This is a genomic window from Serinicoccus sp. CUA-874, from assembly GCF_001942225.1.
In the GTDB taxonomy this organism is placed as follows: domain Bacteria; phylum Actinomycetota; class Actinomycetes; order Actinomycetales; family Dermatophilaceae; genus Ornithinicoccus; species Ornithinicoccus marinus.
Window position 1 is genome coordinate 271,240 of record NZ_MKJZ01000033.1, and the last position, 19,879, is coordinate 291,118.

Annotated in this window: 25 protein-coding genes; 16 read left to right on the forward strand and 9 right to left on the reverse strand. The window is 68.1% G+C overall.

Features of this window, described 5'->3' with window-relative positions:
- Window positions 1-114: 114 nt before the first annotated feature.
- From BJF80_RS20185 to BJF80_RS10265, 7 genes are all read left to right on the forward strand, one after another.
- Window positions 115-480 (forward strand): hypothetical protein, encoded by a 366-nt coding sequence (locus tag BJF80_RS20185; RefSeq protein WP_237767538.1) that lies wholly within the window; start codon window positions 115-117, stop codon window positions 478-480.
- Window positions 387-1,121, forward strand: coding sequence for a metallophosphoesterase (locus BJF80_RS10245; RefSeq protein ID WP_237767560.1), 735 nt, complete (start codon window positions 387-389; stop codon window positions 1,119-1,121). Before BJF80_RS20185 ends, BJF80_RS10245 begins: the two co-directional genes overlap by 94 nt.
- A gap of 446 nt (window positions 1,122-1,567) precedes the next feature.
- Window positions 1,568-2,308: an aminoglycoside phosphotransferase family protein gene (locus BJF80_RS10250; protein WP_237767539.1), complete on the forward strand. Its 741-nt coding sequence runs from the start codon at window positions 1,568-1,570 to the stop codon at window positions 2,306-2,308.
- Between the two features lie 99 nt (window positions 2,309-2,407).
- The gene (locus BJF80_RS10255) at window positions 2,408-2,758 is read left to right on the forward strand and encodes a hypothetical protein (protein WP_143554072.1); all 351 of its coding nucleotides are present in this window, start codon (window positions 2,408-2,410) and stop codon (window positions 2,756-2,758) included.
- Window positions 2,759-2,769: 11 nt separating this feature from the next.
- Window positions 2,770-2,946: a hypothetical protein gene (locus BJF80_RS18860; protein WP_158068519.1), complete on the forward strand. Its 177-nt coding sequence runs from the start codon at window positions 2,770-2,772 to the stop codon at window positions 2,944-2,946.
- A gap of 41 nt (window positions 2,947-2,987) precedes the next feature.
- Entirely contained in the window at window positions 2,988-3,866 is an 879-nt protein-coding gene (locus tag BJF80_RS10260; RefSeq protein ID WP_143554073.1) for an aldo/keto reductase, read from the forward strand.
- Between the two features lie 179 nt (window positions 3,867-4,045).
- On the forward strand, window positions 4,046-4,552 hold the full coding sequence (locus tag BJF80_RS10265; protein WP_075813353.1) for a GNAT family N-acetyltransferase: 507 nt from the start codon (window positions 4,046-4,048) through the stop codon (window positions 4,550-4,552).
- Window positions 4,553-4,577: 25 nt separating this feature from the next.
- Here BJF80_RS10265 and BJF80_RS10270 read toward each other — a convergent pair whose 3' ends face one another.
- Both BJF80_RS10270 and hchA read right to left on the reverse strand, forming a co-directional pair.
- Complete coding sequence (locus BJF80_RS10270) at window positions 4,578-5,945, reverse strand: cryptochrome/photolyase family protein (protein ID WP_083673616.1); 1,368 nt, start codon at window positions 5,943-5,945, stop codon at window positions 4,578-4,580.
- Between the two features lie 59 nt (window positions 5,946-6,004).
- Window positions 6,005-6,862: a glyoxalase III HchA gene (gene hchA / locus BJF80_RS10275; RefSeq protein ID WP_075813357.1), complete on the reverse strand. Its 858-nt coding sequence runs from the start codon at window positions 6,860-6,862 to the stop codon at window positions 6,005-6,007.
- 127 nt (window positions 6,863-6,989) lie between these two features.
- On the opposite strand from hchA, the gene ald reads away from it, so the two are divergent.
- A complete protein-coding gene (gene ald, locus BJF80_RS10280) occupies window positions 6,990-8,105 on the forward strand; it encodes an alanine dehydrogenase (protein WP_075813359.1) in 1,116 nt (371 codons plus the stop codon).
- Between the two features lie 459 nt (window positions 8,106-8,564).
- Here the strand turns inward: ald and BJF80_RS18460 are convergent, their stop codons facing one another.
- Window positions 8,565-9,770 carry a hypothetical protein gene (locus BJF80_RS18460; RefSeq protein ID WP_143554074.1) on the reverse strand — a complete coding sequence of 402 codons (1,206 nt, stop codon included), beginning with the start codon at window positions 9,768-9,770 and terminating at the stop codon, window positions 8,565-8,567.
- Window positions 9,771-10,271: 501 nt separating this feature from the next.
- Here BJF80_RS18460 and BJF80_RS18465 point away from each other — a divergent pair.
- Window positions 10,272-11,669 (forward strand): CBS domain-containing anti-phage protein, encoded by a 1,398-nt coding sequence (locus tag BJF80_RS18465; RefSeq protein WP_075813577.1) that lies wholly within the window; start codon window positions 10,272-10,274, stop codon window positions 11,667-11,669.
- 199 nt (window positions 11,670-11,868) lie between these two features.
- On the forward strand, window positions 11,869-12,615 hold the full coding sequence (locus tag BJF80_RS10290; protein WP_269087396.1) for a DUF6308 family protein: 747 nt from the start codon (window positions 11,869-11,871) through the stop codon (window positions 12,613-12,615).
- A 58-nt stretch (window positions 12,616-12,673) separates the two neighbouring features.
- Here BJF80_RS10290 and BJF80_RS10295 read toward each other — a convergent pair whose 3' ends face one another.
- Window positions 12,674-13,174, reverse strand: a complete 501-nt coding sequence (locus tag BJF80_RS10295; RefSeq protein ID WP_158068520.1) for a GrpB family protein — start codon at window positions 13,172-13,174, stop codon at window positions 12,674-12,676.
- A 90-nt stretch (window positions 13,175-13,264) separates the two neighbouring features.
- On the opposite strand from BJF80_RS10295, the gene BJF80_RS18470 reads away from it, so the two are divergent.
- A complete protein-coding gene (locus BJF80_RS18470) occupies window positions 13,265-13,771 on the forward strand; it encodes a DinB family protein (protein WP_075813365.1) in 507 nt (168 codons plus the stop codon).
- Between the two features lie 65 nt (window positions 13,772-13,836).
- Here the strand turns inward: BJF80_RS18470 and BJF80_RS10305 are convergent, their stop codons facing one another.
- On the reverse strand, window positions 13,837-14,190 hold the full coding sequence (locus BJF80_RS10305) for a type II toxin-antitoxin system death-on-curing family toxin (protein WP_075813367.1): 354 nt from the start codon (window positions 14,188-14,190) through the stop codon (window positions 13,837-13,839).
- Between the two features lie 3 nt (window positions 14,191-14,193).
- Window positions 14,194-14,328, reverse strand: coding sequence for a hypothetical protein (locus BJF80_RS20835; RefSeq protein ID WP_269087397.1), 135 nt, complete (start codon window positions 14,326-14,328; stop codon window positions 14,194-14,196).
- Window positions 14,329-14,469: 141 nt separating this feature from the next.
- Here BJF80_RS20835 and BJF80_RS10315 point away from each other — a divergent pair, with 141 nt between their 5' ends.
- Window positions 14,470-15,123, forward strand: coding sequence for a hypothetical protein (locus BJF80_RS10315; protein ID WP_143554076.1), 654 nt, complete (start codon window positions 14,470-14,472; stop codon window positions 15,121-15,123).
- A gap of 50 nt (window positions 15,124-15,173) precedes the next feature.
- On the opposite strand, the gene BJF80_RS10320 is transcribed toward BJF80_RS10315, so the two are convergent.
- A complete protein-coding gene (locus BJF80_RS10320) occupies window positions 15,174-15,425 on the reverse strand; it encodes a hypothetical protein (protein WP_075813373.1) in 252 nt (83 codons plus the stop codon).
- Between the two features lie 80 nt (window positions 15,426-15,505).
- On the reverse strand, window positions 15,506-15,820 hold the full coding sequence (locus tag BJF80_RS10325) for a hypothetical protein (protein WP_075867890.1): 315 nt from the start codon (window positions 15,818-15,820) through the stop codon (window positions 15,506-15,508).
- A 149-nt stretch (window positions 15,821-15,969) separates the two neighbouring features.
- Here BJF80_RS10325 and BJF80_RS10330 point away from each other — a divergent pair, with 149 nt between their 5' ends.
- Window positions 15,970-16,290 (forward strand): hypothetical protein, encoded by a 321-nt coding sequence (locus BJF80_RS10330; RefSeq protein ID WP_075813377.1) that lies wholly within the window; start codon window positions 15,970-15,972, stop codon window positions 16,288-16,290.
- 707 nt (window positions 16,291-16,997) lie between these two features.
- On the forward strand, window positions 16,998-17,408 hold the full coding sequence (locus BJF80_RS10335) for a VOC family protein (RefSeq protein WP_075813379.1): 411 nt from the start codon (window positions 16,998-17,000) through the stop codon (window positions 17,406-17,408).
- On the opposite strand, the gene BJF80_RS10340 is transcribed toward BJF80_RS10335, so the two are convergent.
- Complete coding sequence (locus BJF80_RS10340) at window positions 17,381-18,715, reverse strand: DUF418 domain-containing protein (RefSeq protein WP_075813580.1); 1,335 nt, start codon at window positions 18,713-18,715, stop codon at window positions 17,381-17,383. The genes BJF80_RS10335 and BJF80_RS10340 overlap by 28 nt on opposite strands.
- Before the next feature lie 113 nt (window positions 18,716-18,828).
- On the opposite strand from BJF80_RS10340, the gene BJF80_RS10345 reads away from it, so the two are divergent.
- Window positions 18,829-19,317 (forward strand): hypothetical protein, encoded by a 489-nt coding sequence (locus BJF80_RS10345; RefSeq protein WP_075813381.1) that lies wholly within the window; start codon window positions 18,829-18,831, stop codon window positions 19,315-19,317.
- A complete protein-coding gene (locus tag BJF80_RS10350) occupies window positions 19,314-19,823 on the forward strand; it encodes a putative immunity protein (RefSeq protein WP_075813383.1) in 510 nt (169 codons plus the stop codon). Before BJF80_RS10345 ends, BJF80_RS10350 begins: the two co-directional genes overlap by 4 nt.
- Window positions 19,824-19,879: the final 56 nt, after the last annotated feature.

The window sequence follows — 19,879 nt, forward strand, 5'->3', positions numbered from 1 at the left end:
ACGGTGCGCCCCGACCGACTCTCCGGTCCCGCCTCCCGAGGGCAGAGCCGGCTGCCACCTATCCCGAGGGCAGAGCCGGCTGCCCCCGGGTCCTCGGTGGGTAGGTTGGCCCACGTGAGTGAGTCAGGACGCCCGGAGTCAGGAGTCCAGCCGGAGCCGGAGCAGCGATCCCAACATGCCGACCCCTCCGACACGCCGGCCGACCCGGTGCAGTTCGGCCAGCACCCGGCACCGCTGCGCACGCTGGTCCACCTCAGCGACACCCACCTGCTCGCCGACGGGACGCTGCAGTTCGGCGCGATCGACACCACCACCCGGCTGTGCACCGCCCTCGAGCGGCTCACCCGGCTCGACCCGCGCCCGAGGCGATCGTCGTCACCGGTGACCTGGCCGACCAGGGCGAGCCAGGGGCATACCGGCAGCTGCGCGACCTCCTCGACCCGCTCGCCGCGGACCTCGGAGCCCAGATCGTGTGGGTGATGGGCAACCACGACGAGCGACCGGCCTACGCCGCGGGCCTCTTCGACCGCGAGGCGACCACGGACGAGCCGCAGGACGCGGTGCACCACATCGGCGGGCTGCGGGTGATCTCGCTGGACACGACGGTGCCCGGCTACCACCACGGCGAGCTGGGCGAGGCCCAGCTCGCCTGGCTCGCGGAGGTCCTGTCGACACCTGCCGAGCACGGCACCATCCTCGCGCTGCACCACCCGCCGATCCCTGTCCCGCTGGTCCCGGCGGCCGCGATCATCGAGCTGCTGGACCAGGACCGGCTGGCCGCGGTGCTCGCCGGCACGGATGTCGTCAGCATCCTCGGCGGGCACTTCCACTTCTCCTCCCACTCGACGTTCGCGGGGATCCCGGTGAGCGTGGCCGCGGCGACCTGCTATCTCGAGGACCCTGCCCCAGACGCGCGCTTCACCTCGGCGGTCGACGCGCACCAGTCGGTCAACGTCGTCCACGTGTATGCCGACCGCGTCGTCCACTCGATCGTCCCGGTCGCGACGGCCCCGGAGGTGGCGGGTCACCCTGCCGAGGTGGCCGCGCAGCTCGCGCAGATGAGCCCGGAGGAACGGCGCGAGCTGGTGTCGCGGAAGGACTCGCCGCTCAATAGCGGGTAGCGGGTCGGGTTGCTGTGACGGCCGACCGTCGAATGCCTGCCCCGGCGCGACTTCCCCGGTCAGTAGCCCGGCCCGTCTCCCACCTGACCGTAGAATGCCTGCCCCGGCGCCATTTCCCCGGTCAGTCGGAGGGCTCCGGTCGGGGGTGACCGTCGAAAGGTTGCCCCGGCAGAACTTTCCCGGTCGGCCGGAGGGCCGGTGGCGATCCATCGAGCCCTAGGCTGACCCGGTGCCCGACCTCATCCCCCCGGCCTTCGCGACCTGGTCCGGGACCGCCCTGCCGACGAGCTCCTCCAGAGCCTGCCCGGGCGGGCGGGGCAGCCCCGGGCGGTGGACGGCGCGACCTGGCTGGACGGCTCCCCGCGCTGCTCGACCGGCTGCTGCAGGACTGGCGGCTGCGCGTCGACGGCCCCAGCCGGCACGGCGAGTGCGCGCTCGTGGTGCCGGTGCGACGGCATACGGGCGCGGCGGCCGCGCTCAAGGTGACCTGGCCGCACGCCGAGGCGCGGCACGAGCACCTGGCGCTGCGCGCCTGGGACGGCCGGGGCGCGGTGCGACTGCTCTCCGCCGACCCGGTCGCCTCCGCGCTGCTGCTGGAGCGCCTCGACCCCGAGCGGTGCCTGCGGGACCAGCCGCTGCTCGCGGCCTGCGAGGTCATCGGCACCCTCATCCGTGCGCTCGACCGGCCCGCACTCCCCCGCATCGACACGATCGAGACCAAGGGGCAGCGCTGGGCCGAGCAGCTCTCCCACGGAAGCCCGCTCGTGCCGCGCCGGCTCACCGAGCAGGCCGCCTCGACCCTCCCCGACCTGCTGACCGGCACCTCCGCCTCGCTGGTGCACGAGGACCTGCACGACCTCAACGTGCTCGCCCCGCTCCCCGGCGCGACCAACCGCGGTGACTGGCTCGCGATCGACCCCAAGCCGGTGGCCGCCGAGTGGGCGTATGCCGTCGCCCCCGTCGTCTGGAACCGCGCCGAGGAGGCCGCGCGGGCCAGCAACCTGCGCACCCATGCGCGGCTGCGGGCGGATGTCGTCGCCGAAGCGGCCGGGCTGGATGAGGACCGGGTGCGGGCCTGGACCTTCGTCCGGCTCGTGCTCAACGCCGTGTGGGCGGCGCCGCACGCGCCCGCCTCCGACGACTTCCGGGCGAGGATGATCGCTCTGGGGAAGGCGTTCACCGACTGAGCGCCGACGCGGACCCCGGCATAGGCTCGACAGGAAGCACTCCAGGGAGGAGCAGATGGTCCAGCAACCCGAGGATGCAGCGCACGAGCTGTGGACCTGGTGGCGGCTCGTCGTCGTCGCGGCGGCTGCGGCCTGGGCACGGCGGCACTGCAGGTGTGGCTGCTGGGCCAGGACAGCGGCACCGCGACGGCGGCCGCAGGGTGGACGGTCCCCATGGTGCTGCCGGCCGCGGCGGCGCTGGCAGCAGGGTGGGTCGACTCTGCAGGGTCGCGTCGCGCTCTCCTGTGGCTCGCGGTGGCGGGCTATGCCGCCCTCGGGGTGTCGAGCCTGCTGTCGGTGGGCGTGGGCTACCTCGCGGCGGGCGGGATGCTGGCGGTGGCCGCTGCCACGTGCTCAGACTCCCGCCGCAGCGGCTCGCTGCTGACCGCAGATCACGGGCAACAGCACTAGGCTCCGCGTTCATGGGCCAGGCATGGGAGCGCACCAAGGAGTACCTCGCTCTGCGACCGCGCGATCAGGGTGCGCAGGCGATCGTCGACGGCCCGCGGGTCTGCGAGGAGTGCTTCGCGCTGGTCCCCCGCGCCAACGTGGACGGCCACACCGCCTGGCACCGGAGGTTGGAGCAGCGGACCCGGTGACTGGCTGAGCGCCGCCGCGACCCCCGGCATACGCTCGAGGGGTGCAGACACGGACGATCGGCAACTCCTCCGTAGGCGAGCACCAGGTCGGTGCGATCGGCCTGGGGCTCATGACCTTCGACCAGAGTGGCGAGCAGCCCCGCGAGCAGCTCCTCGACACCGTCCGCGCCGCGCTGGACGCGGGCGTGACACTCTTCGACACGGCGGACGCCTACGGCCCGGGCGACAAGGGAGCCGGCGCGCAGGGCGAGAACGAGCGCCTCATCGCCTCCCTCCTCGACGAGCTCGGCGTGCGTGACGAGGTCCTGCTCGCGACCAAGGGCGGGCACGTGCGCACCGACGGCGGCGACTGGGCCACCGACAGCACCCGCAGCCACCTCACCTCCGCGGTCGACGCCAGCCTCGAGCGGCTCGGGGTCGAGCAGATCGCGCTCTGGCAGCACCACCGCCCCGACCCGGACACCTCGGACGAGGAGATGTTCGCCACGCTCAAGCACATCGCGGACTCCGGCAAGGTCAGGATGATCGGCCTGTCCAACGCCGACCCGGCACAGATCCGCGCGGCGCACGAGGTCCTCGGCGACGCGCTGGTGAGCGTGCAGAACCAGTTCAGCCCCAAGTTCCGCAGCAGCCACCCCGAGATCGAGGTCTGCGCTGAGCTAGGCCTCGCGTTCCTGCCCTGGTCGCCGCTGGGTGGCCTCAACGACGCCAAGCAGCTGGCCGAGCACCACCCGGCCTTCGCCGAGGTCGCACAGGAGCGCGGCGTCAGCCCGCAGCAGGTCGCGCTGGCCTGGGAGCTGGCGCAGTCGCCGGTGGTCATTCCCATCCCCGGGGCCAAGCGCCCCCAGTCGGTCACGGACTCGGCGGCCGCCGCCGACCTGCAGCTCAGCGACGAGGAGCTGGCCCGCTTGGACGGCTGACCCTCCCGCGCGAGCCGGGTTGTCGCTAGGCTGCGGCGGATGAGCGCACCGGCGGGCGTGGCCATGGACGTCGACTGGGCGCGGGTGGCGACCGAGTTCCACCGCGACCGGGACGTCATCGCGACGCGCACCGCGATCCACGCCTCGCGGGTCGACCTCGGGGAGTTCACCGGAGCCAGGTGGTCGTCGCGCTCGACGGCACGAAGCCGGTGGGGGTGTCGGTCGTCGACGCCGTCGCTCCGGACGCCCCGGTGGCGCTGCTGTCCTACCTCGCCAGCCATCCCGTCCGCCGCGCCGGTGGCGTCGGGTCCCGGCTCATGGAGCGCCTGCGCGCCCGTGGGCCGATGCTGCTCATCGAGATCGAGGACCCCCGGGCGCACGCCGACCGCGGCTTCGGCGACCCCTGGCGGCGCATCGAGTTCTACCGCAGGCACGGCGTGCGGGCGCTGGACGTGCCGTTCTTCCAACCACCTGTCGCGCCCGGTCGACCACGGGTCGAGGGGATGCTGCTCGGCGTGCTCACCCCGGGCCCGGTTCCCGAGCGCGTCGCGGCCGCGCCGGTCCGGGCCTACCTCACCGACTACCTGCGCGGCTCCGGGGAGGACCTCGACCAGCCGCCGGCCAGCACGCTGCTCGCGGCGCTCACCGGACCGACGGTGCGGGTCGTCGACCTGCCGGCAGCCTGACGGCGTTCGCCCACGCGGCCCGCCCTCACTTGCGCGACGACTCGTAGCGCGCCAGCGCCTCCTTGCGCTCCTCGGCGTGGTCGACGATACGCTCGGGGTAGCCCTCGGCATACCCGTCGTCCGCGTTCCACGGCTGGTGCGCCGCCTTGCCCTCCAGGTGCCGCAACTCGGGCACCCAGCGGCGGACGTAGTCGCCGGTCGGGTCGAACTTCTCGCCCTGCGTGATGGGGTTGAAGACGCGGAAGTAGGGCGAGGCGTCGGTGCCGGTCCCGGCGACCCACTGCCAGCCGTGGTTGTTGCTGGCGATGTCGCCGTCGACGAGCCGGTCGAGGAACCAGCGGGCGCCGGTCGGCCACCACACGTGCAGGTCCTTGGTGAGGAAGCTGGCGGTGATCATCCGCACCCGGTTGTGCATCCACCCGACCTCGCGCAGCTGCCGCATGCCCGCGTCGACGACAGGGAAGCCGGTGCGCCCGTCCTTCCATGCCTCGATCGCGTCGTCCGGCTCGTCGTAGTCCATCCCGGGCAGCGCGTCGCGCAGGTCCTCCCACGCGCTGCGCGGGTTCTGGAAGAGCACGTCGGCGTAGAACTCCCGCCAGGCGATCTCCTGCTCGAAGGTCTGGGCGCCCTTGGACCGCTTGCCTGCCAGGTCGGCGAGGATGGTCCGCGGGTGGATCGCGCCGATCTTGAGGTAGGCCGAGAGCCGGCTGGTGCCGTCGATGGCCGGCTTGTCGCGGTCGCCGTCGTAGTCGTCGAGCGCCTCGTCGCGGAAGTCGCGCCACCGCTGCAGCGCGGCCTTCTCCCCCGCCTCGGGCATCGTCGGCAGGTCGTCCTCGCGCACCGCCTTGTCGAGCATGTCGAGCGCCTTCTGGTGGCTGTCGACCTCGACCAGGTCGAGGGAGCGGGGGTATGCCGCGGGCTCGGGCCAGCCGTGCTCGTGCCAGGCGCGGTGGAAGGGGGTGTAGACCTTGTAGGGGTCGCCCGAGCCGTTGCGGATGAGGCCCGGGCCGACGGCATACGGCGTGCCGGTCTCCACCCACTCGATCTCCTTGTCCTGCAACGCGTCCCGGACGGCCTTGTCACGGCGTACCCCGGCGGGCGTGACCTCGCGGGTGACGTGCACCGAGCCCGCCTCGATCTCGGCGGCGACCTGAGGCACGACCTTCGCCGGGTCGCCGTGGCGGATCACGAGCTTGCCGTCGAAGTCTTCCTTGGCGGCCTGCAGGCTGGCGGCGAGCCAGGCGCGGCGCACCGGGCCGCCGCGCTCCCAGAGACCGGGGTCGACGACGAAGAGCACGCAGACCCGGCCGTCGTCGGAGGCGTCGCGGGCCGCGAGCAACGCCGGATGGTCACCACGGCGTAGGTCGCGACGGAGCCAGAGCAGGGCGGTCAACGGCATACCTCACAGGTCATGGACCCGACCCTAGGTCGGCCGGGGGCGGGCGGCCAGCGCTAGTCGGCGAAGGACTCCAGCAGCGCCTGGACCGCGTCCTTGCCGAGCTGGTTGGCTGCCAAGGGGCTGTCGCCGGTGATCACGGTGCGGTCGCGGGTGGTCGCGCCGGACATGTCGTCGTTCTGCACGGTCAGGCCCTGCTCGGTGAGGGTCTCGCCCAGCTTCCACGGCATCTCGCCGGGCAGGTAGCCGATGTCGAGGTTGGCACCGAAGTCCAGGGCGTCGGGGAAGGCGACGACGGAGTAGCCGGACAACGGGTTGGTCTCGCGCCCCATCCCGGCGGCGACGAAGGCTGCAGGCCCGTGGCAGATCGAGATGATGAGGCGGTCGTGGTCCAGGAACCAGTCGAGGGCGCGCTGCACGTCCGGGCTGGAGGGGAGCCCGTTCATGGCGCCGTGCCCGCCGGGGATGAAGACCGCGGCGTAGTCGTCCAGGCCGGCGTCGATGACGTCGGCCAGCCGGTGCGGAGCCTTGAACGCCGCGCGCGTCGCGTCCCAGGTGCCGGTGACGGCCTCGTCCTCGCGGGGGAAGGCCCACCACTCGACCTTGCCCGGCCCACCGGAAGTGGTGGCGATGTCTACGGCATACCCGGCCTGCATGATGTGGTGCATCGGCAGCAGGGTCTCGACGGGGTGGTTGCCGGTGGAGAAGAAGGTGCCGTTGCGCATAAGCATGTAGCGCTCGTCGGTGGCGATCACGAGCACCTTCCACCGGTCGCCCGTGTAGGTCTGCTCGGTCCCCAGACCGTCGAAGTTGGTCGTGTCGGCGGTGTACTGGCTCAGCGAGTAGGGCGAGGGGAAGAAGGCGTTGTCCTCGGCCGGGTCTGCGGTGGGCTGACGGTCTTCGGTCTGCGACATCGGTGCTCCCTGTCTCGTATGCCTGACTCCCTTGCCCGGTGGACAGGGTCTGCCAGTGTGCATCACGAGGGAGTGGTGCGCGAGCGAGACCTGTCGCTCGCACGCGCGACAGGGCATAGTGGGGCCCATGAAGATCGTGGTGCCCACAGAGGTCAAGAACAACGAGTTCCGGGTGGCCATCACCCCGGTCGGCGTGCACGAGCTGGTGCGACGTGGGCACGAGGTCTTCGTGCAGCAGGGCGCGGGGCTCGGCTCCTCAATCAACGACGAGGAGTATGTCGCTCAGGGTGCCACGATCGTCGACGGTCCGGACGACACGTGGGCTGCGGGCGAGATGGTGCTCAAGGTCAAGGAGCCGATCGAGCAGGAGTACTCCTACCTGCGCGACGACCTGACGCTCTTCACCTATCTGCACCTGGCCGCCGACGAGCCGCTGACCCGGCGTCTGGTGGAGGCGGGCACGACGGCGATCGCCTACGAGACGGTGCAGCTGCCGAGCGGGATGCTGCCGCTGCTCTATCCGATGTCGGAGGTCGCCGGGTGCCTCGCACCGCAGGTCGGGGCGCACACGATGATGAAGGCCTCCGGCGGACGCGGCGTGCTCATGGGCGGCATCGGCGGTGTGGCCAACGCCAAGGTGCTCGTGCTCGGCGGCGGCGTCGCAGGGCAGAACGCCGCCAACATCGCGCTCGGCATGGGGGCCGACGTGACGATCCTGGACACCGATCTCGACAAGCTGCGCACGCTCTTCTGGCGCTTCGACAACCAGGTCAAGCAGCTCGCGTCCAACAACCTGACGATCAGCGAGCTCGTGCCGGAGGCCGACATGGTCATCGGCACCGTGCTCATCCCCGGCGCGAAGGCGCCAAAGCTCATCACCGACGACATGGTCGCCACCATGAAGCCCGGCTCCGTGCTCGTGGACGTCGCCATCGACCAGGGCGGCTGTTTCGAGGGATCGCGGCCGACGACCCACGCCGACCCGACCTTCCCGGTGCACAACTCGCTCTACTACTGCGTCGCCAACATGCCCGGCGCCGTGCCGCACACGTCGACCTGGGCGCTCACGAATGCGACGCTGCCGTACGCCGTGCAGCTTGCCGAGAAGGGGTGGGAGCAGGCACTGCGCGACAACGCGTCGCTGGCGAAGGGGCTCAACACCCACGCGGGCCGGCTCACCTACGGCGCTGTGGGCGAGGCCTTCGGTATGGAGTCGGTCGCCGTCGAGGAAGTGCTCGCCTGAGGCTGGGTGTCTGTGCCAGACACTGCCGACTGGCCGCACCCCGGCGACTCTCCCGGTGGCGGTCCCACCACGCCTGCCCGGGCAGGGTCCTCCTTTTCCAGGCTAGTCCGACGCTCGTGACAGACCGGATTCACCGATCGGCTCGCCCTCATCAGGGATGTATGAGTGATCGGCCGCGCCGAGGGCCGGTACATCGCTGTCATGCCGATGAGCGCAAGATCGACGGGCTGCGCCTGGCGCCGAGCGGGAGGTCGACCTACTCGAATAGTCGCCCCGGAACACCGCGTTCGAGTATGTCCTGCGCCACAGAAAGGCGCCATACATACTCGCCGGGCAGGTTCGCGCCGAAGGTGTCACCTATCCGTGCAGCAGTCCCGGCGGCGCGGGTGACTTCCCCCCGCCACGCCACTCAGCCAACATCATTCAGGCGACGGGCCCGATCACGCATGCGATCGGTGATCACCTGAGCCGCGAATATTCGCGCAAGGAGACTTCGACAGATGGGGTCTCGCCCGCACCCGGACTAGGCGCAGCAGAAATTGTTACGTCATCTACATCCAAACGAGTCGTGAAGGACCAGGGGCGCCGCGCCCGCCCTTCAGGAATCTCCACAGACGCAAGTGCCTCGTAACCAACTGATGATGCAACATCGATTCTATCTGCATCCCAGCAGTAAGTACCAGTGACCAAAAGTTCTTGACCCGCCCTTTTCACTCGACAGACAACAATAGCGGGAAGCCCGTCAGCGCCGACCACTTCCGAACCGCGACCATCTACTCTTTTCAAATCACGCAGAAATTTCAAGCAATCCGAGATGAAAGCCGGGTTCTCATTGTGTAGCTCTAACCTCCCTTCGAGGACGGGCGTCGATTGGAAATAGCCGTACTCCGTGTCCACCTGAACACCCGCCAGGTTGCGACTCAATAACTCAACAGACTCGATATCCGTGAGTCTTTTGTCGCTTGCCATCTGGGCCACACCAAAGGTCCGTGCCCCCGGCCAGCGCGTCTCGATGTTGCGCAACCAGCGTGGGCGTTGCATAACCTCAGCTGCCACGACAGCCTGTACCAGTTGCGGGTCAGCATGAGCAGTTAGGGCGACTTCGGGAATTTGATCCCAAACATCCGCCCCAATGTCGTCTCGAATCCATTCCAGGTCCGACTCCTCGGAGTTGTCCCTCTGGGAGCTCATTCGAAGGTAGGCAGCACCCAGTATCGCTGTAATTGCCGCTGTCCATATAGCCGCCTTCAGTTCTTGCATTTGAGGAAACACTGAGGGGTAAGCCAAGCCACCTATTGCCCCCACTATGGATGCAATAATAACGGCAACAATCGCTCCAAAATGATAGAGGAATCGTCGGGGCGGCATTGGCCTTGCCCGCATCAAAGCCCTACCGTCTGTCAACGCCACGTGCGCAAGTGCCAAGAACAAGGCGGCCAGTAGTGGGTCTCCTTCTAGTGTTCGCGCCACGTGCGCCACCGACGCGGCGACCAGTACGACCGGTCCCAGACGCACACCAAGAAAGCGCACAATTCCACGCCTATGGTGAGCATCCAGTTCACTTTTGATCTGTGAATAGTTCGTAGGCCATCTGTGACTGAAGGCGCCATAGAAAACATACAGCGCGAAAGAACCAGCGGCGGCCGTTAGCGTGCTGATCAGCATGACATCTCCCCGAGCGTCCGAAGCAGTTCGTTTGAAAGTCTAGGAGATGATCCTCATTTGGGCTCAGAGGCACCGTCCGAGCATCGTCTTCGCCGCGCCACCACGAGCCCCCGAGGTCGTGTTGGCAACTGGAGTAGTTCACGCCACGAACCGGACCCACAGCTGGACGGTGCATAGTGCGACGCCAGGCTTGACAGCGGCGGTCACCACGCGGCCATCCACCTTCACGGACAGACGCAGTACTCTGCCGCGCAGCGGGCGGACTCCCAACTCCGAGCCTACTGAATGCACGTGGCTGCCCCCTAGTCCGGATGACGGGCACTACGGCTGGTCGTCGGACCACAGGGGGGTGCGCGAAGTGTACGGTGCCGTGGCATGGCCTTATCGGAGCAGTCGTTCGTGGCGCGCCCAAGCGTAGGGCGGGCGCGACCGCGCCGAGTCGCGCAGCGACAAGGGCTGGACGATCGACACCCAAAGGGATCGGGTTTGAACACAATGGAAATGACGACGGACCGTAGTAGGTTCCTCCTTGAGGGACGTCGCGTGCGCGTCGCCGACCTCATTCAGGCCAACCTCCTAGGAGCTGGCACAGACCTTGAGTTTCATCGGCCCCGGCTCGCGGAGCGTCACCACGCCAAGGTTCTCGCGGACGGGCGTCTCGCGCTCGAGGATGGCAGGACCTTCGCCTCCCCATCTAGAGCGGCCGGAGCTGCGATCGGTGGTGCTGTCGACGGATGGTACGCCTGGCGCGTGATAGAAACGGGCGACCTCTTGGCCCACTTGCGTCAGCGCTTGCTTGACAGCGCGAGTGGGGTTGACGGGACCGCCCCAGAGACTGTGGCACATCCTGTGGCGCTCGCACGGCACGATTTTTTGCGGCGGGCGCGTGAGGCGGCGGAGAGTGGGTGCCCTCTAGAAATGAGCGTCCGGGAGCTCATCTCGTACTGGAGCGCTAAGACACGCGGACAGGTAGTAACCGAGCGCATCGAAAACGACCTCGATAACTATGGTCTCATCACGGATCCACAATTTCGTAAGGTGGGCCTGGATTCCCGCGTTGCTGTGGCGCAGCATGTTGCTGAGGACGTTGCCGATGAGTTACGGGAAGGTGCCGAAGCCTCGCATTCCGAGACCGACTCAGTGCAATCTCCGCTTGAACTTAGAGGCGCTACACTGCCCGACGAAGTCGGCATAACTCTCGGCAACATTCCATCCGCCAGCACGGACGTCGTAGCGGTGAACCCCGGCGCGACTTATGAAGAAGCCATCACCTTGATGCTTCTGAATGACTTTTCGCAGCTGGCCGTTATGAACGCCCCACCGCGCGGGTACAAGGGTGCAGTGACCTGGAAGTCAATAGCCAGGGAGCAACACAGCAACCCGGGGTCCAGGCTCGTAGATGCTGTCACTCCCGCCAAGGTTTTTTCCTTCGACACTGAACTCATCGACGTACTGCCCACTCTCCAAGAGCAGGATTTTGTCTTCGTTGAGGACGCACAAAAGAGAATCACGGGAATAGTTACCGCAGCGGATGTTGTGCAGGCCTACGGGCAACTCGCCACACCCTTCTTCCTCATGGGCGAACTCGACCAGCTCCTGAGACGCATCGTTCGTGATGCGTTCAGCATGGATATCATCCGCTCCCTTTGTGATGAGGATGGGAGAAGAAAACTGCGGTCTCATGATGAGCTGACGATGGGTGACTACCAACGCATCTTGCAGAACGACGAGAACTGGAAAGCCCTCGACTGGCCGCTGGATCGGAGCGTGTTTGACGCCAGGCTCGACGAGCTTCGGCAGGTGCGAAACGACATCATGCATTTTAATCCTGACCCCATCCCGGAACAAGTGGTAGCGCAGTTGCGCATGATGATTCGCCTTCTCAAACGATTCGCCTGATGCCGCGGTTCTCCTCGGCGCTGTCGAAAGTGTGTTGTCGCCAGCGGCGGCAGCGCAGCTACGTCGCGCATCCCCCTGCCGTTTGGAGGACGGCTGCACTCGTCCTACTTTGCCGCCTTCCGACCATCGACGTATCGCTGTCGAGCCTGGACGCGCAGGGATGCAGAGAACCACGGCCACACCATGATGGGATGGCGCCATGCGGAACGGTGTTGCTAGTTCGAGTGTGGGAGATGCGAGCGCCTCTTGGAGGCCGGACAAGCGCCACTCGTCAAGGGCCATCGCGGTTGCCCGGTCTGCCGTAGTCGACCCGAAAGCACTCGATGATCTGAGAGCCTATTACGCGGTGCAGAGCAACTTTGCCGGTGCCACCTTCACGGAACTGAAGCCCAACCACCCCTACGTACTCGGCGTCGCAGATCTGCTAGCGGTCACGACGTTGTCGGTAGACATCCCACCGCCGGCTATCCGCCGGTTGTTGAGCGCTGAGACGGCCGAGCGGATCGCCTCACTTCTGCAAGACTTGGGTCCAGATCTGGAGCTGTCGACCATTGAGGCCCCTGTTGTGGCGCCCCTGATGGCGAATCTCTACGAGCTGATCAAGCGAGAACTGCGCCGCCATGGGGCAGAGACCTCAAACGCATGGGTCACCGCCTCCAAAATTTGCGCCCGCAAGCGCCCCCGTCTTTACCCGGTCCGGGACTCGGTCGTCGTGACCGATCTCGGCCTCACCGGTTTCTATGCGGAGGACTGGCCGGTCTTCGCGGACATCCTGAACGATGCAACTGTGATGGAGAAACTTCAAAGCTTGGTAGCCCATGCAAATACCGCTGAGGCTGAGCTTGGTGACGAGGCGCTCTTGCTCAAGCACCTGGACACTGTCCTATGGATGCGTGGCCAGCGTCTCCGCCGCCAGCGGAGAGCATCCGTGGCGCAGCCTGGTTAGGGGGCATACCCATCCTCAACTGCCGCTGTGAATGCGTAGCGTCCGACCATGCCGCGGGTCAGTAACTCGACGTCGTGCGGAGTAGGCGGTGGACAGTCTCGGTCTTGGCGTGCGTGTAGTCGTCCCATCCCGATGTTTCGGCCTCGGCCGCTCGCTTGGTCTGGAGGTACACGGCCCGGGCGTTGGCGTCCCGGCGCAGGAGGTCACGAAAGGCAATCCGCCGACGCCACTGTCTGCCACCGGTCTCGACGACATGGAGCACACAGACCCGCCGACCGGACTTCCACCGAGTCAGCCATGCATGTTCGTCGCGCTGCCCTTCGAGAACGAACCCAGTCGCGCGGAGGCGATTGCTCACGCTTGCAACTAGATTCGGCGCCACGCCGACCAGGACGTCCACGACATCCTTGGAGGGTAGATCTGGGACGGCTGTAGACCCGATGTGCTCGATCCTGACCTCGGCGCCGAGCAGCCCAAGCAGCTCTTCGAGCAGCGCCTCAAAACGCTCAGCCCATTCGGCGGGCCGACTCTCCACCAGCTGCACACGTTCGGCGTCCACCTCGTCAGTACGGGTGCGCACGCACGCGTGAAGCGTGTTTCTGCCGCGGGTCGCTGGGCGTGGCGCCTGGCTATCGCGTTGGATGAAGACATGGACAGCGACGCGGACCGCCGGCTCCTTCTCCAGCGCCAGCTCAACATCATTTGGCGCTTCGCCGAAGAGTTCGTCCTCGACAAGATCGACGAGAGGCTCGCACTCTGGGAGCCCTCTACCAACGTGTGCACCGTCCACCAATGCGACGACGGGTGGGTCGCGGACTGGCCCGACGAGGACAACCCACCGCTGCCGGAGGTAACCATCGCGTGGCTACTGTGGCACATCGAGTGGTGGTGGAGCGACACCATCTCGCGCATCAACGGCCAACCTCCCACCGAGCCCCAGGAGCACCGCTGGAGCGGGGGCACAGCCCAGATTGCAACGCTCAAGCAGCACTGGGACGAACTGCTTGGCACGACCGACCTCGATGACCCCGTCGACTGGCTGACGCCAGACCCCCAACCTGCTTGGTTCGTCGCTTCCTGGGTCAATGTCGAACTGACAAAGAATCTCGCAGAGATCAATCAGCTGAGGATGCGGCAAACCAATAGGGACGCCTAGCGCACCGCCGCCAGACCGACATGGGCTTCACTCTCATGCCGCGGGCCGGCAGCTTAAAACTAGTGCTATCGGGCCAATTCGCGGGCTGCTACTCGGTGGTCGGCGGCGCCGCTGGCGACGGCGATGACCAGGTCGTACGCGTCGTCGTCGGGCGCATGTAGATCGATGTCGTTGAGTCCGTAGAACACGACTACTGCGAGCCATCCCAGGCGCTTGTTGCCATCGACGAGCGGGTGGTTGACGACGATGGACTCCAGCAGCGCGCCCGCCTTGGCGTCGATGTCTGGGTAGGCGTCACGTCCGAAGACACTGGAGCTGGGGCGGTGGGCCGCTGAGTCCAGCAGGCCAAGGTCCTGGATCGGACCTACGCCCAGGTCCGTTGCCAGGGTGAGCAGATCCTCGGTCGTCAGGTACTTCAAGTGTCAGCGCCCGAGACGCTCGAGCAGGTCGGCGTACCGCTCTCGGCCCCGTGCGGACAGCTCGCGTACCTGCTCCTCATGCCCGCGTTGTGCAGCCGCCTCCCGGATGGCCCGAACGGTCGCCTCCTGCTTGCTCACACCCTCAGCCTCGGCCAGAGCCGCCAACGCTCGCTCATCCTCTGGAGACAATCGCAGAGTCATCGCCATGCGATCATGGTACCACTTTGGTATCTAGCGTCCATACCGCCGTTCATGCGGTGGGCTGCCACCCGTCGCGTCGTGAAGCAGACGGAACTGGCCGCTTCCTACACACTTTCCGTGAACGGACAACTGGTCCTCGTAGCGGCGCTAGCAGCGATCGGAGGGAGCTGGCTCCGGGGAGGGGCGAGTGCACCCATACCCGACTTGTCGAGCGGCAACTCAGCCTTCCAGTACGTGGGGTCGTTCACCGCCACACTGCCCCCGCGCGGCTTCCTGAGGCGCACGTCGGCGGTGACGGGTCCAGAGGAATGGCTCACCGGCCTCCAGTCCCGTGGAGTCACGGATCTCTCGTTGGTCATCGACCTGCCCACCACAGGTCCACTGCCTTCGCATGTCGCCTCCGGATTCTCCAAGTCTGGCAGCTGGGCCCTGCTCGCCACGGGCACGTCAGCGCCGACGGTATGGGCGTTCGGCTGGCAGGTCGGCGACCGCACCGCCCCGGACTCCCGGATCTGGTCAGTGTCTTCGCACGGCTCGTCGGCGGAGGGCCTCAGAGCACCACAGGTCGACGTGACAGAGGCCAGGACGGCGCTACAGGTCGCGCTGCGTGACATCGGGGGCTTCGCCCAGCAGTTCGACGAACTCCACAGGTGGGCGTCGTGGTTCACGAAGGCCAAGAGCTTGTACTCCGCTCTGCTCACCGCGCTTCCGGCCGCGACCAACGGTGCGTGACGCCCGCCCTGCCTCGCCCGGAGGTCAGGCAGCGACGAGCAGTCCGTACCTCAGAGCTTCTCGAGCTTGTGGAACGGACTCGGGATGCGCATCGTGCGGGTGCCGAAGTTCACGGTGACCGCCGAGCTCTCCATGCCCACGACACGTCCGAGGCCCAAGGCCTGGTGCGAGACCCGGTCGTCGACCTCGAAATGCTCGATGTCCGGCTCGACTCGCGGCTTGAAGGGGCTGCGGACAAGGTGGCGCCGCTGGGATCCGCACCGGTTCGATGTGATCACCCTCAGTATGCGCTCCAGCGCCATACCAGCCACACCCGCCGCTCACGTGCGTCCAGGGCGCGGGGCCGGGATCGTGCCTACCCTGCCGTGGCAGGCGGAGGGCGTCACCGGCCCGCGGGGCCCTCTTCGGGCTCGCGGATGAGCCGCAGGTGGCGCTGCAGCCAAGGGCGGGCCTCCTCGAGCACCGCGTCCAGGCCGCGCACCGCTGGGTCGGGGTAGAACCCGGAGGTGTCGTTGGCGCGGTAGTAGAGGCCGGCTGGGCGGTCGGCACCGTCGACCTCGTGCCGCCACGGGAGATAGATGACCGTGACCGGTTCGCCCTCGAGCTCGACCTCCCGGCTGCGGGGGGCCTCCTGCTCCATGGGGAAACTCAGGATGGTGGCACCCTCGTCCCCGGTCCCTGGGCCCTTCTCCGTCATATCGATCACCGTACCGCTCCGGTGAGGGTCCCGCCGGATGCCGCCGGCCCAGTTGCGGGTGGGGAACCGCATGGCCAGGATAAGCATCCAGGACAACGTGAGTCTGCTGCGAGCACGGCGTAGGACAGGGACGACCAGGGAGGCCGACGATGCGCTGCTACCGGCTCGCGCTCTCGATCGTTGTTCTCGTCTTTGCCACTGCTTGCTCCGAGTCGGAGGGGCAGGACCACGTGCTCGACACCCACTGCGGGATCGACGAGCTCCACGTCGAAGGACAGTGGTACGAACGCGCTCAGGGCCCTCTCGATGACGGCTCCGGGAACCCGCCCGACGGTTGGGACAACCCGGAACAGACGGGCACCCTCACCCGGGTCGACGAGACCACCCTCGTCTTCACCGACGAGGTGGGACACCGAGAGGAGTTCGTCCTCCGTGCGGGGGCGAGCGAAGCGAAGCGGGCCTGCGACTGAGCCAGCATCGCCGTGTGCCGGTCGGTCCTCTCAGGCAGTCAACACCTCTCGCGCGTATGCCCCTTGACCGCTCGTCTGCGGCATCGCCAGCGCGCACGATCAGGCGAGGGAGGCCCCACCAGCGAGATCGACGTCGATCTCGAGGAGGACGCCGGTGAACTCCTCTGTCCTGGGGTGCTCAGCCGTCGGAGCCACCTGCCGTCCCACGCCGCAGCGCTCGACCTCCTCGTACCGTGCGCTCGGGGACTCGAAGACCCACGTTCCGTCCCCGGCAGGTCCTGGACGTACCAGCGGTGCTCGGTCCACATCCGGACCACCAAACCCTTGATCTCGGGCCAGTCAGGCGGGGCGACGTAGGTGTCGACCGACAGCACCCCGGTCACCACCCCAGGACCAGGGTCCATCTCCTCCGGCCATTCGCAGTAGACCGGGACCGGGCCGATGTCCAGGCGGTAGGCGTGGTAGCCCAACGCCAACCCCTCCCACGGCTCCAGCGGGGTCACGACTGCTCGTAGGTCGCCCGCAGCTCGGCCGGCGACCCTCGTCATCGTCAAGCACCAACCATTCCGAGAACGAGTCCCCCACGACCACCCCGTAGCCGCGATCACCCAGCACCCATTCCCCACAGTGCACCCTCAACCGCATGACGCGACTCTGCCACGTCGGTGGACGTGCCGACTCCGTCCGGGACCGCTACGGTCCACGTCATGGCCGACTACCCGCAGATGCTGCATACCGTCCTCGACACCCCTGAGGTGCGACAGCTCGCCGAGTTCTACCGCCTCCTTCTCGGTCTGCAGTACCGACCGGGCGACGAACCCTCAGCGGACGGGGACGACGGCGTCGACTGGCTGGTGCTCACCGATGCGCACGGCAACCGCAAGCTGGCCTTCCAGCAGGTCGACCGCCTCGAGCGGACGACGTGGCCGCGGCCCGACGTGCCGATGCAGATGCACCTGGACCTCACGGTGCCGGACCGTGACGCGCTCGAGACGCAGCACCGACGGGCTCTCGACCTGGGCGCCGAGCTCCTCCTCGACCGCACCGACGACCCGGACGAACCGTTGTACGTCTACGCCGACCCGGCCGGTCACCCGTTCTGCATCTTCGTCGCCTGACAGACGGGTCCGTCAGCGCGCCTCGCCGACCGGGGCGACGGAGCGACCTCGGTCGCGTAGGTCACCCGGCGCAGCACCACCTCCGCCGGACCTGGCCGACCGGCGCGGTCCAGCCAGGCGCACCACCCCACCGACGCCAGCCAGATGAGGATCGCGACCGCCGCGGCTCCGGCCGACCCGATGCGACCACCAAGCCCGAACCCCCAGGCCGCCATCAGCGGCGCCATGACCACCGACTGCCAGAGGTATGCCGACAGCGAGCGCCGACCCACCGCCGCCAGCGCCCCGGCCACCTGCCCCGGTGCGCCCCTGCCTGCGGACTCGGGCTCGGCCGCCCCGGACCGGGACTGCAGGCGGGCGGCGACCAGGCCGAAGACCGCGGCATACCCGAGGCCGCCGGCAAGCCCGGTGAGCATCTGGACGCCGATGAACATGAAGCTCAGCTCCGGCGTGAGCCAGACGCCGGTGTGGACGAGCATGAGCGGCACCCCGCCCAGCCACGCCACGGGCAGCCCGACCAGGGCGGTGCGGCGCAACCGGGGCAGGTGCTCGGTGGGCCGGTCCAGCACGCCCTCCCGCGCCCAGAGCCATCCGGTGAGGATCGCGGCCGGCACGCTGAGCGAGAAGACGCTGAACCCGAGGATGAAGGCGTACTCGCCCAGGCGCGGCAGGACCGACGCGGCGTAGGACGAGATGCCGTTCGCGTCCGTCGTCGCCGGCATCCACATCGCCGTGTCCCACGATTCCTGCGGCACCGACAGCAGCGCCACGCCGGAGACCACCGACAGCGCGGCGAAGACCGCGAGCAGGCCGACCAGCACGCCACGGACGATCCTGATGGCGCGGGTGCTGCGCCAGAAGAGCAGCGGCACCAGGACCAGCCCGAGGATCCCGTATGGCCCGAGCACGTCGCCGTACCAGAGCAGCGCCGCGTGCAGCGTGCCGATGACGACGAGCGCGACGTGCCTGCGCCGGAACATGGCCCGGAATCCGGCGACCGGGGTGCCACGGGCCTCCTGTGCGCGGGCGAACTGCACCATCCCGTAGCCGAAGAGCAGCGCGAACATCGGCAGGGCCCTCGCGTCGACGAGCACGATCATGAGGGTCTGGACCACCCGGTCCACCCCCGTCGCGCCGACCGGGTGGCCGACCGACAACCCGTGCTGAGCGCCGTAGAGGAACCACGGGATGTTGGCCAGCACGATCAGCAGCAGCATGAAGCCCCGCGCCAGGTCCGGGGCCAGGGCCCGCGGTGGCCCCACCCGAGCGGTGTCGGCCACCCGCACCGAGGTTGGATTGTCCGTCATGCGTCTCAGCATGGCAGCGGCGTCGCCCGGCCGGGACTGACGTCTGTCACGACCTCGACGGCGCAGCCGGGACGACCTCGCGGGTTGTCAGAGGTCGGTTCTAGCGTGGACCCATGGCTGAGTGGGACGACATCCTGGCGGCGGTGGGACTGGCGCTGAGCGCTGACCGGGAGACCGGCCTTGAAGGCCTCCTGAGCACCTGGGCGGGGACGCGCGAGAGCGACCATGCGCACCGGTGCGTGGTCGCGCACTACCTGGCCGACCTGCAGCCCGATCTGGACGACGAGGTGCGGTGGGACGAGGTCGCGCTGGCCGAGTACGCCCATGTCGCTGACGCCGACCTGACGCCTGTGGGGATCACCTCGGCCGCCGACATGGCACCGAGCCTCCATCTGAACCTCGGCGACGGATACCTCCATCAGGGACGGTTGCCGGAGGCCACGGCGGAGCTCGAGGCGGGGCTGCGGCAACGGCGCCACCTTCCTGCGGACAGCTACGGGGACATGATCCGCGGTGGGCTGGACCGGCTGCGCTCCCGCCTGGACAGGGCGACGACACAGCAGGGCCACGAGGGGTTGACGGTGACAGGAGGGGGCCGATGATCCTCCCCGAGGTGCGTGACCCTCGTCTCGTCACGGTCAGGCGCGGCGGACTCCTGACCGACACCGATCACGCCCTCCTCGCCCTCTGGGCCGCCGAGTGCGCCGAACACGTGCTCCATCTCTTCGAGCAGCAGCTGCCCGAGGACCACAGACCCCGAGACGCCATCACCGCCACTCGCTCGTGGGCGGTCGGCGGCGTGGGGATGATGCAGGCCAGGTCGGCGGGCGGTCATGCCATGGGTGCCGCCCGAGAGCTGCGCGGGCCGGCCCGGTTCGCTGCCTACGCCGCCGGACAGGCCGCCTGCGTCGGGCACGTCGCCGAGCACGACCTCGGGGCCGCCGCCTACGCCATCAGGGCGGTCCAGGCGGCACACCCTCACGATCCCCGCGTGCGCCGCGCGGAACGCGACTGGCAACGGGCCCAGGTCCCCGAGCACCTGTCTGCCCTCGTCGTCGAGGATCAGGCTCGGCGCGACGACATCTGTTGGTCGGTGTTCGCCGACTGAGCCAGCAGCGTCAGAGCACGCCTCCTGGGTCGCTGAGGGCTCCTCCGTCAGGGTGA

What these genes read in the sequence shown, in the direction of transcription:
- BJF80_RS18860 (WP_158068519.1), top strand. Translation starts at nt 2,770, where the DNA reads ATGGGCCAGGCATGGGAGCGCACCAAGGAGTACCTCGCTCTGCGACCG.
- hchA (WP_075813357.1), bottom strand. Translation starts at nt 6,862, where the DNA reads ATGTCGCAGACCGAAGACCGTCAGCCCACCGCAGACCCGGCCGAGGAC.
- ald (WP_075813359.1), top strand. Translation starts at nt 6,990, where the DNA reads ATGAAGATCGTGGTGCCCACAGAGGTCAAGAACAACGAGTTCCGGGTG.
- BJF80_RS18460 (WP_143554074.1), bottom strand. Translation starts at nt 9,770, where the DNA reads ATGCTGATCAGCACGCTAACGGCCGCCGCTGGTTCTTTCGCGCTGTAT.
- BJF80_RS18465 (WP_075813577.1), top strand. Translation starts at nt 10,272, where the DNA reads ATGACGACGGACCGTAGTAGGTTCCTCCTTGAGGGACGTCGCGTGCGC.
- BJF80_RS10290 (WP_269087396.1), top strand. Translation starts at nt 11,869, where the DNA reads ATGCGGAACGGTGTTGCTAGTTCGAGTGTGGGAGATGCGAGCGCCTCT.
- BJF80_RS18470 (WP_075813365.1), top strand. Translation starts at nt 13,265, where the DNA reads ATGGACAGCGACGCGGACCGCCGGCTCCTTCTCCAGCGCCAGCTCAAC.
- BJF80_RS10320 (WP_075813373.1), bottom strand. Translation starts at nt 15,425, where the DNA reads ATGGCGCTGGAGCGCATACTGAGGGTGATCACATCGAACCGGTGCGGA.
- BJF80_RS10325 (WP_075867890.1), bottom strand. Translation starts at nt 15,820, where the DNA reads ATGACGGAGAAGGGCCCAGGGACCGGGGACGAGGGTGCCACCATCCTG.
- BJF80_RS10330 (WP_075813377.1), top strand. Translation starts at nt 15,970, where the DNA reads ATGCGCTGCTACCGGCTCGCGCTCTCGATCGTTGTTCTCGTCTTTGCC.
- BJF80_RS10335 (WP_075813379.1), top strand. Translation starts at nt 16,998, where the DNA reads ATGGCCGACTACCCGCAGATGCTGCATACCGTCCTCGACACCCCTGAG.
- BJF80_RS10340 (WP_075813580.1), bottom strand. Translation starts at nt 18,715, where the DNA reads ATGACGGACAATCCAACCTCGGTGCGGGTGGCCGACACCGCTCGGGTG.
- BJF80_RS10345 (WP_075813381.1), top strand. Translation starts at nt 18,829, where the DNA reads ATGGCTGAGTGGGACGACATCCTGGCGGCGGTGGGACTGGCGCTGAGC.
- BJF80_RS10350 (WP_075813383.1), top strand. Translation starts at nt 19,314, where the DNA reads ATGATCCTCCCCGAGGTGCGTGACCCTCGTCTCGTCACGGTCAGGCGC.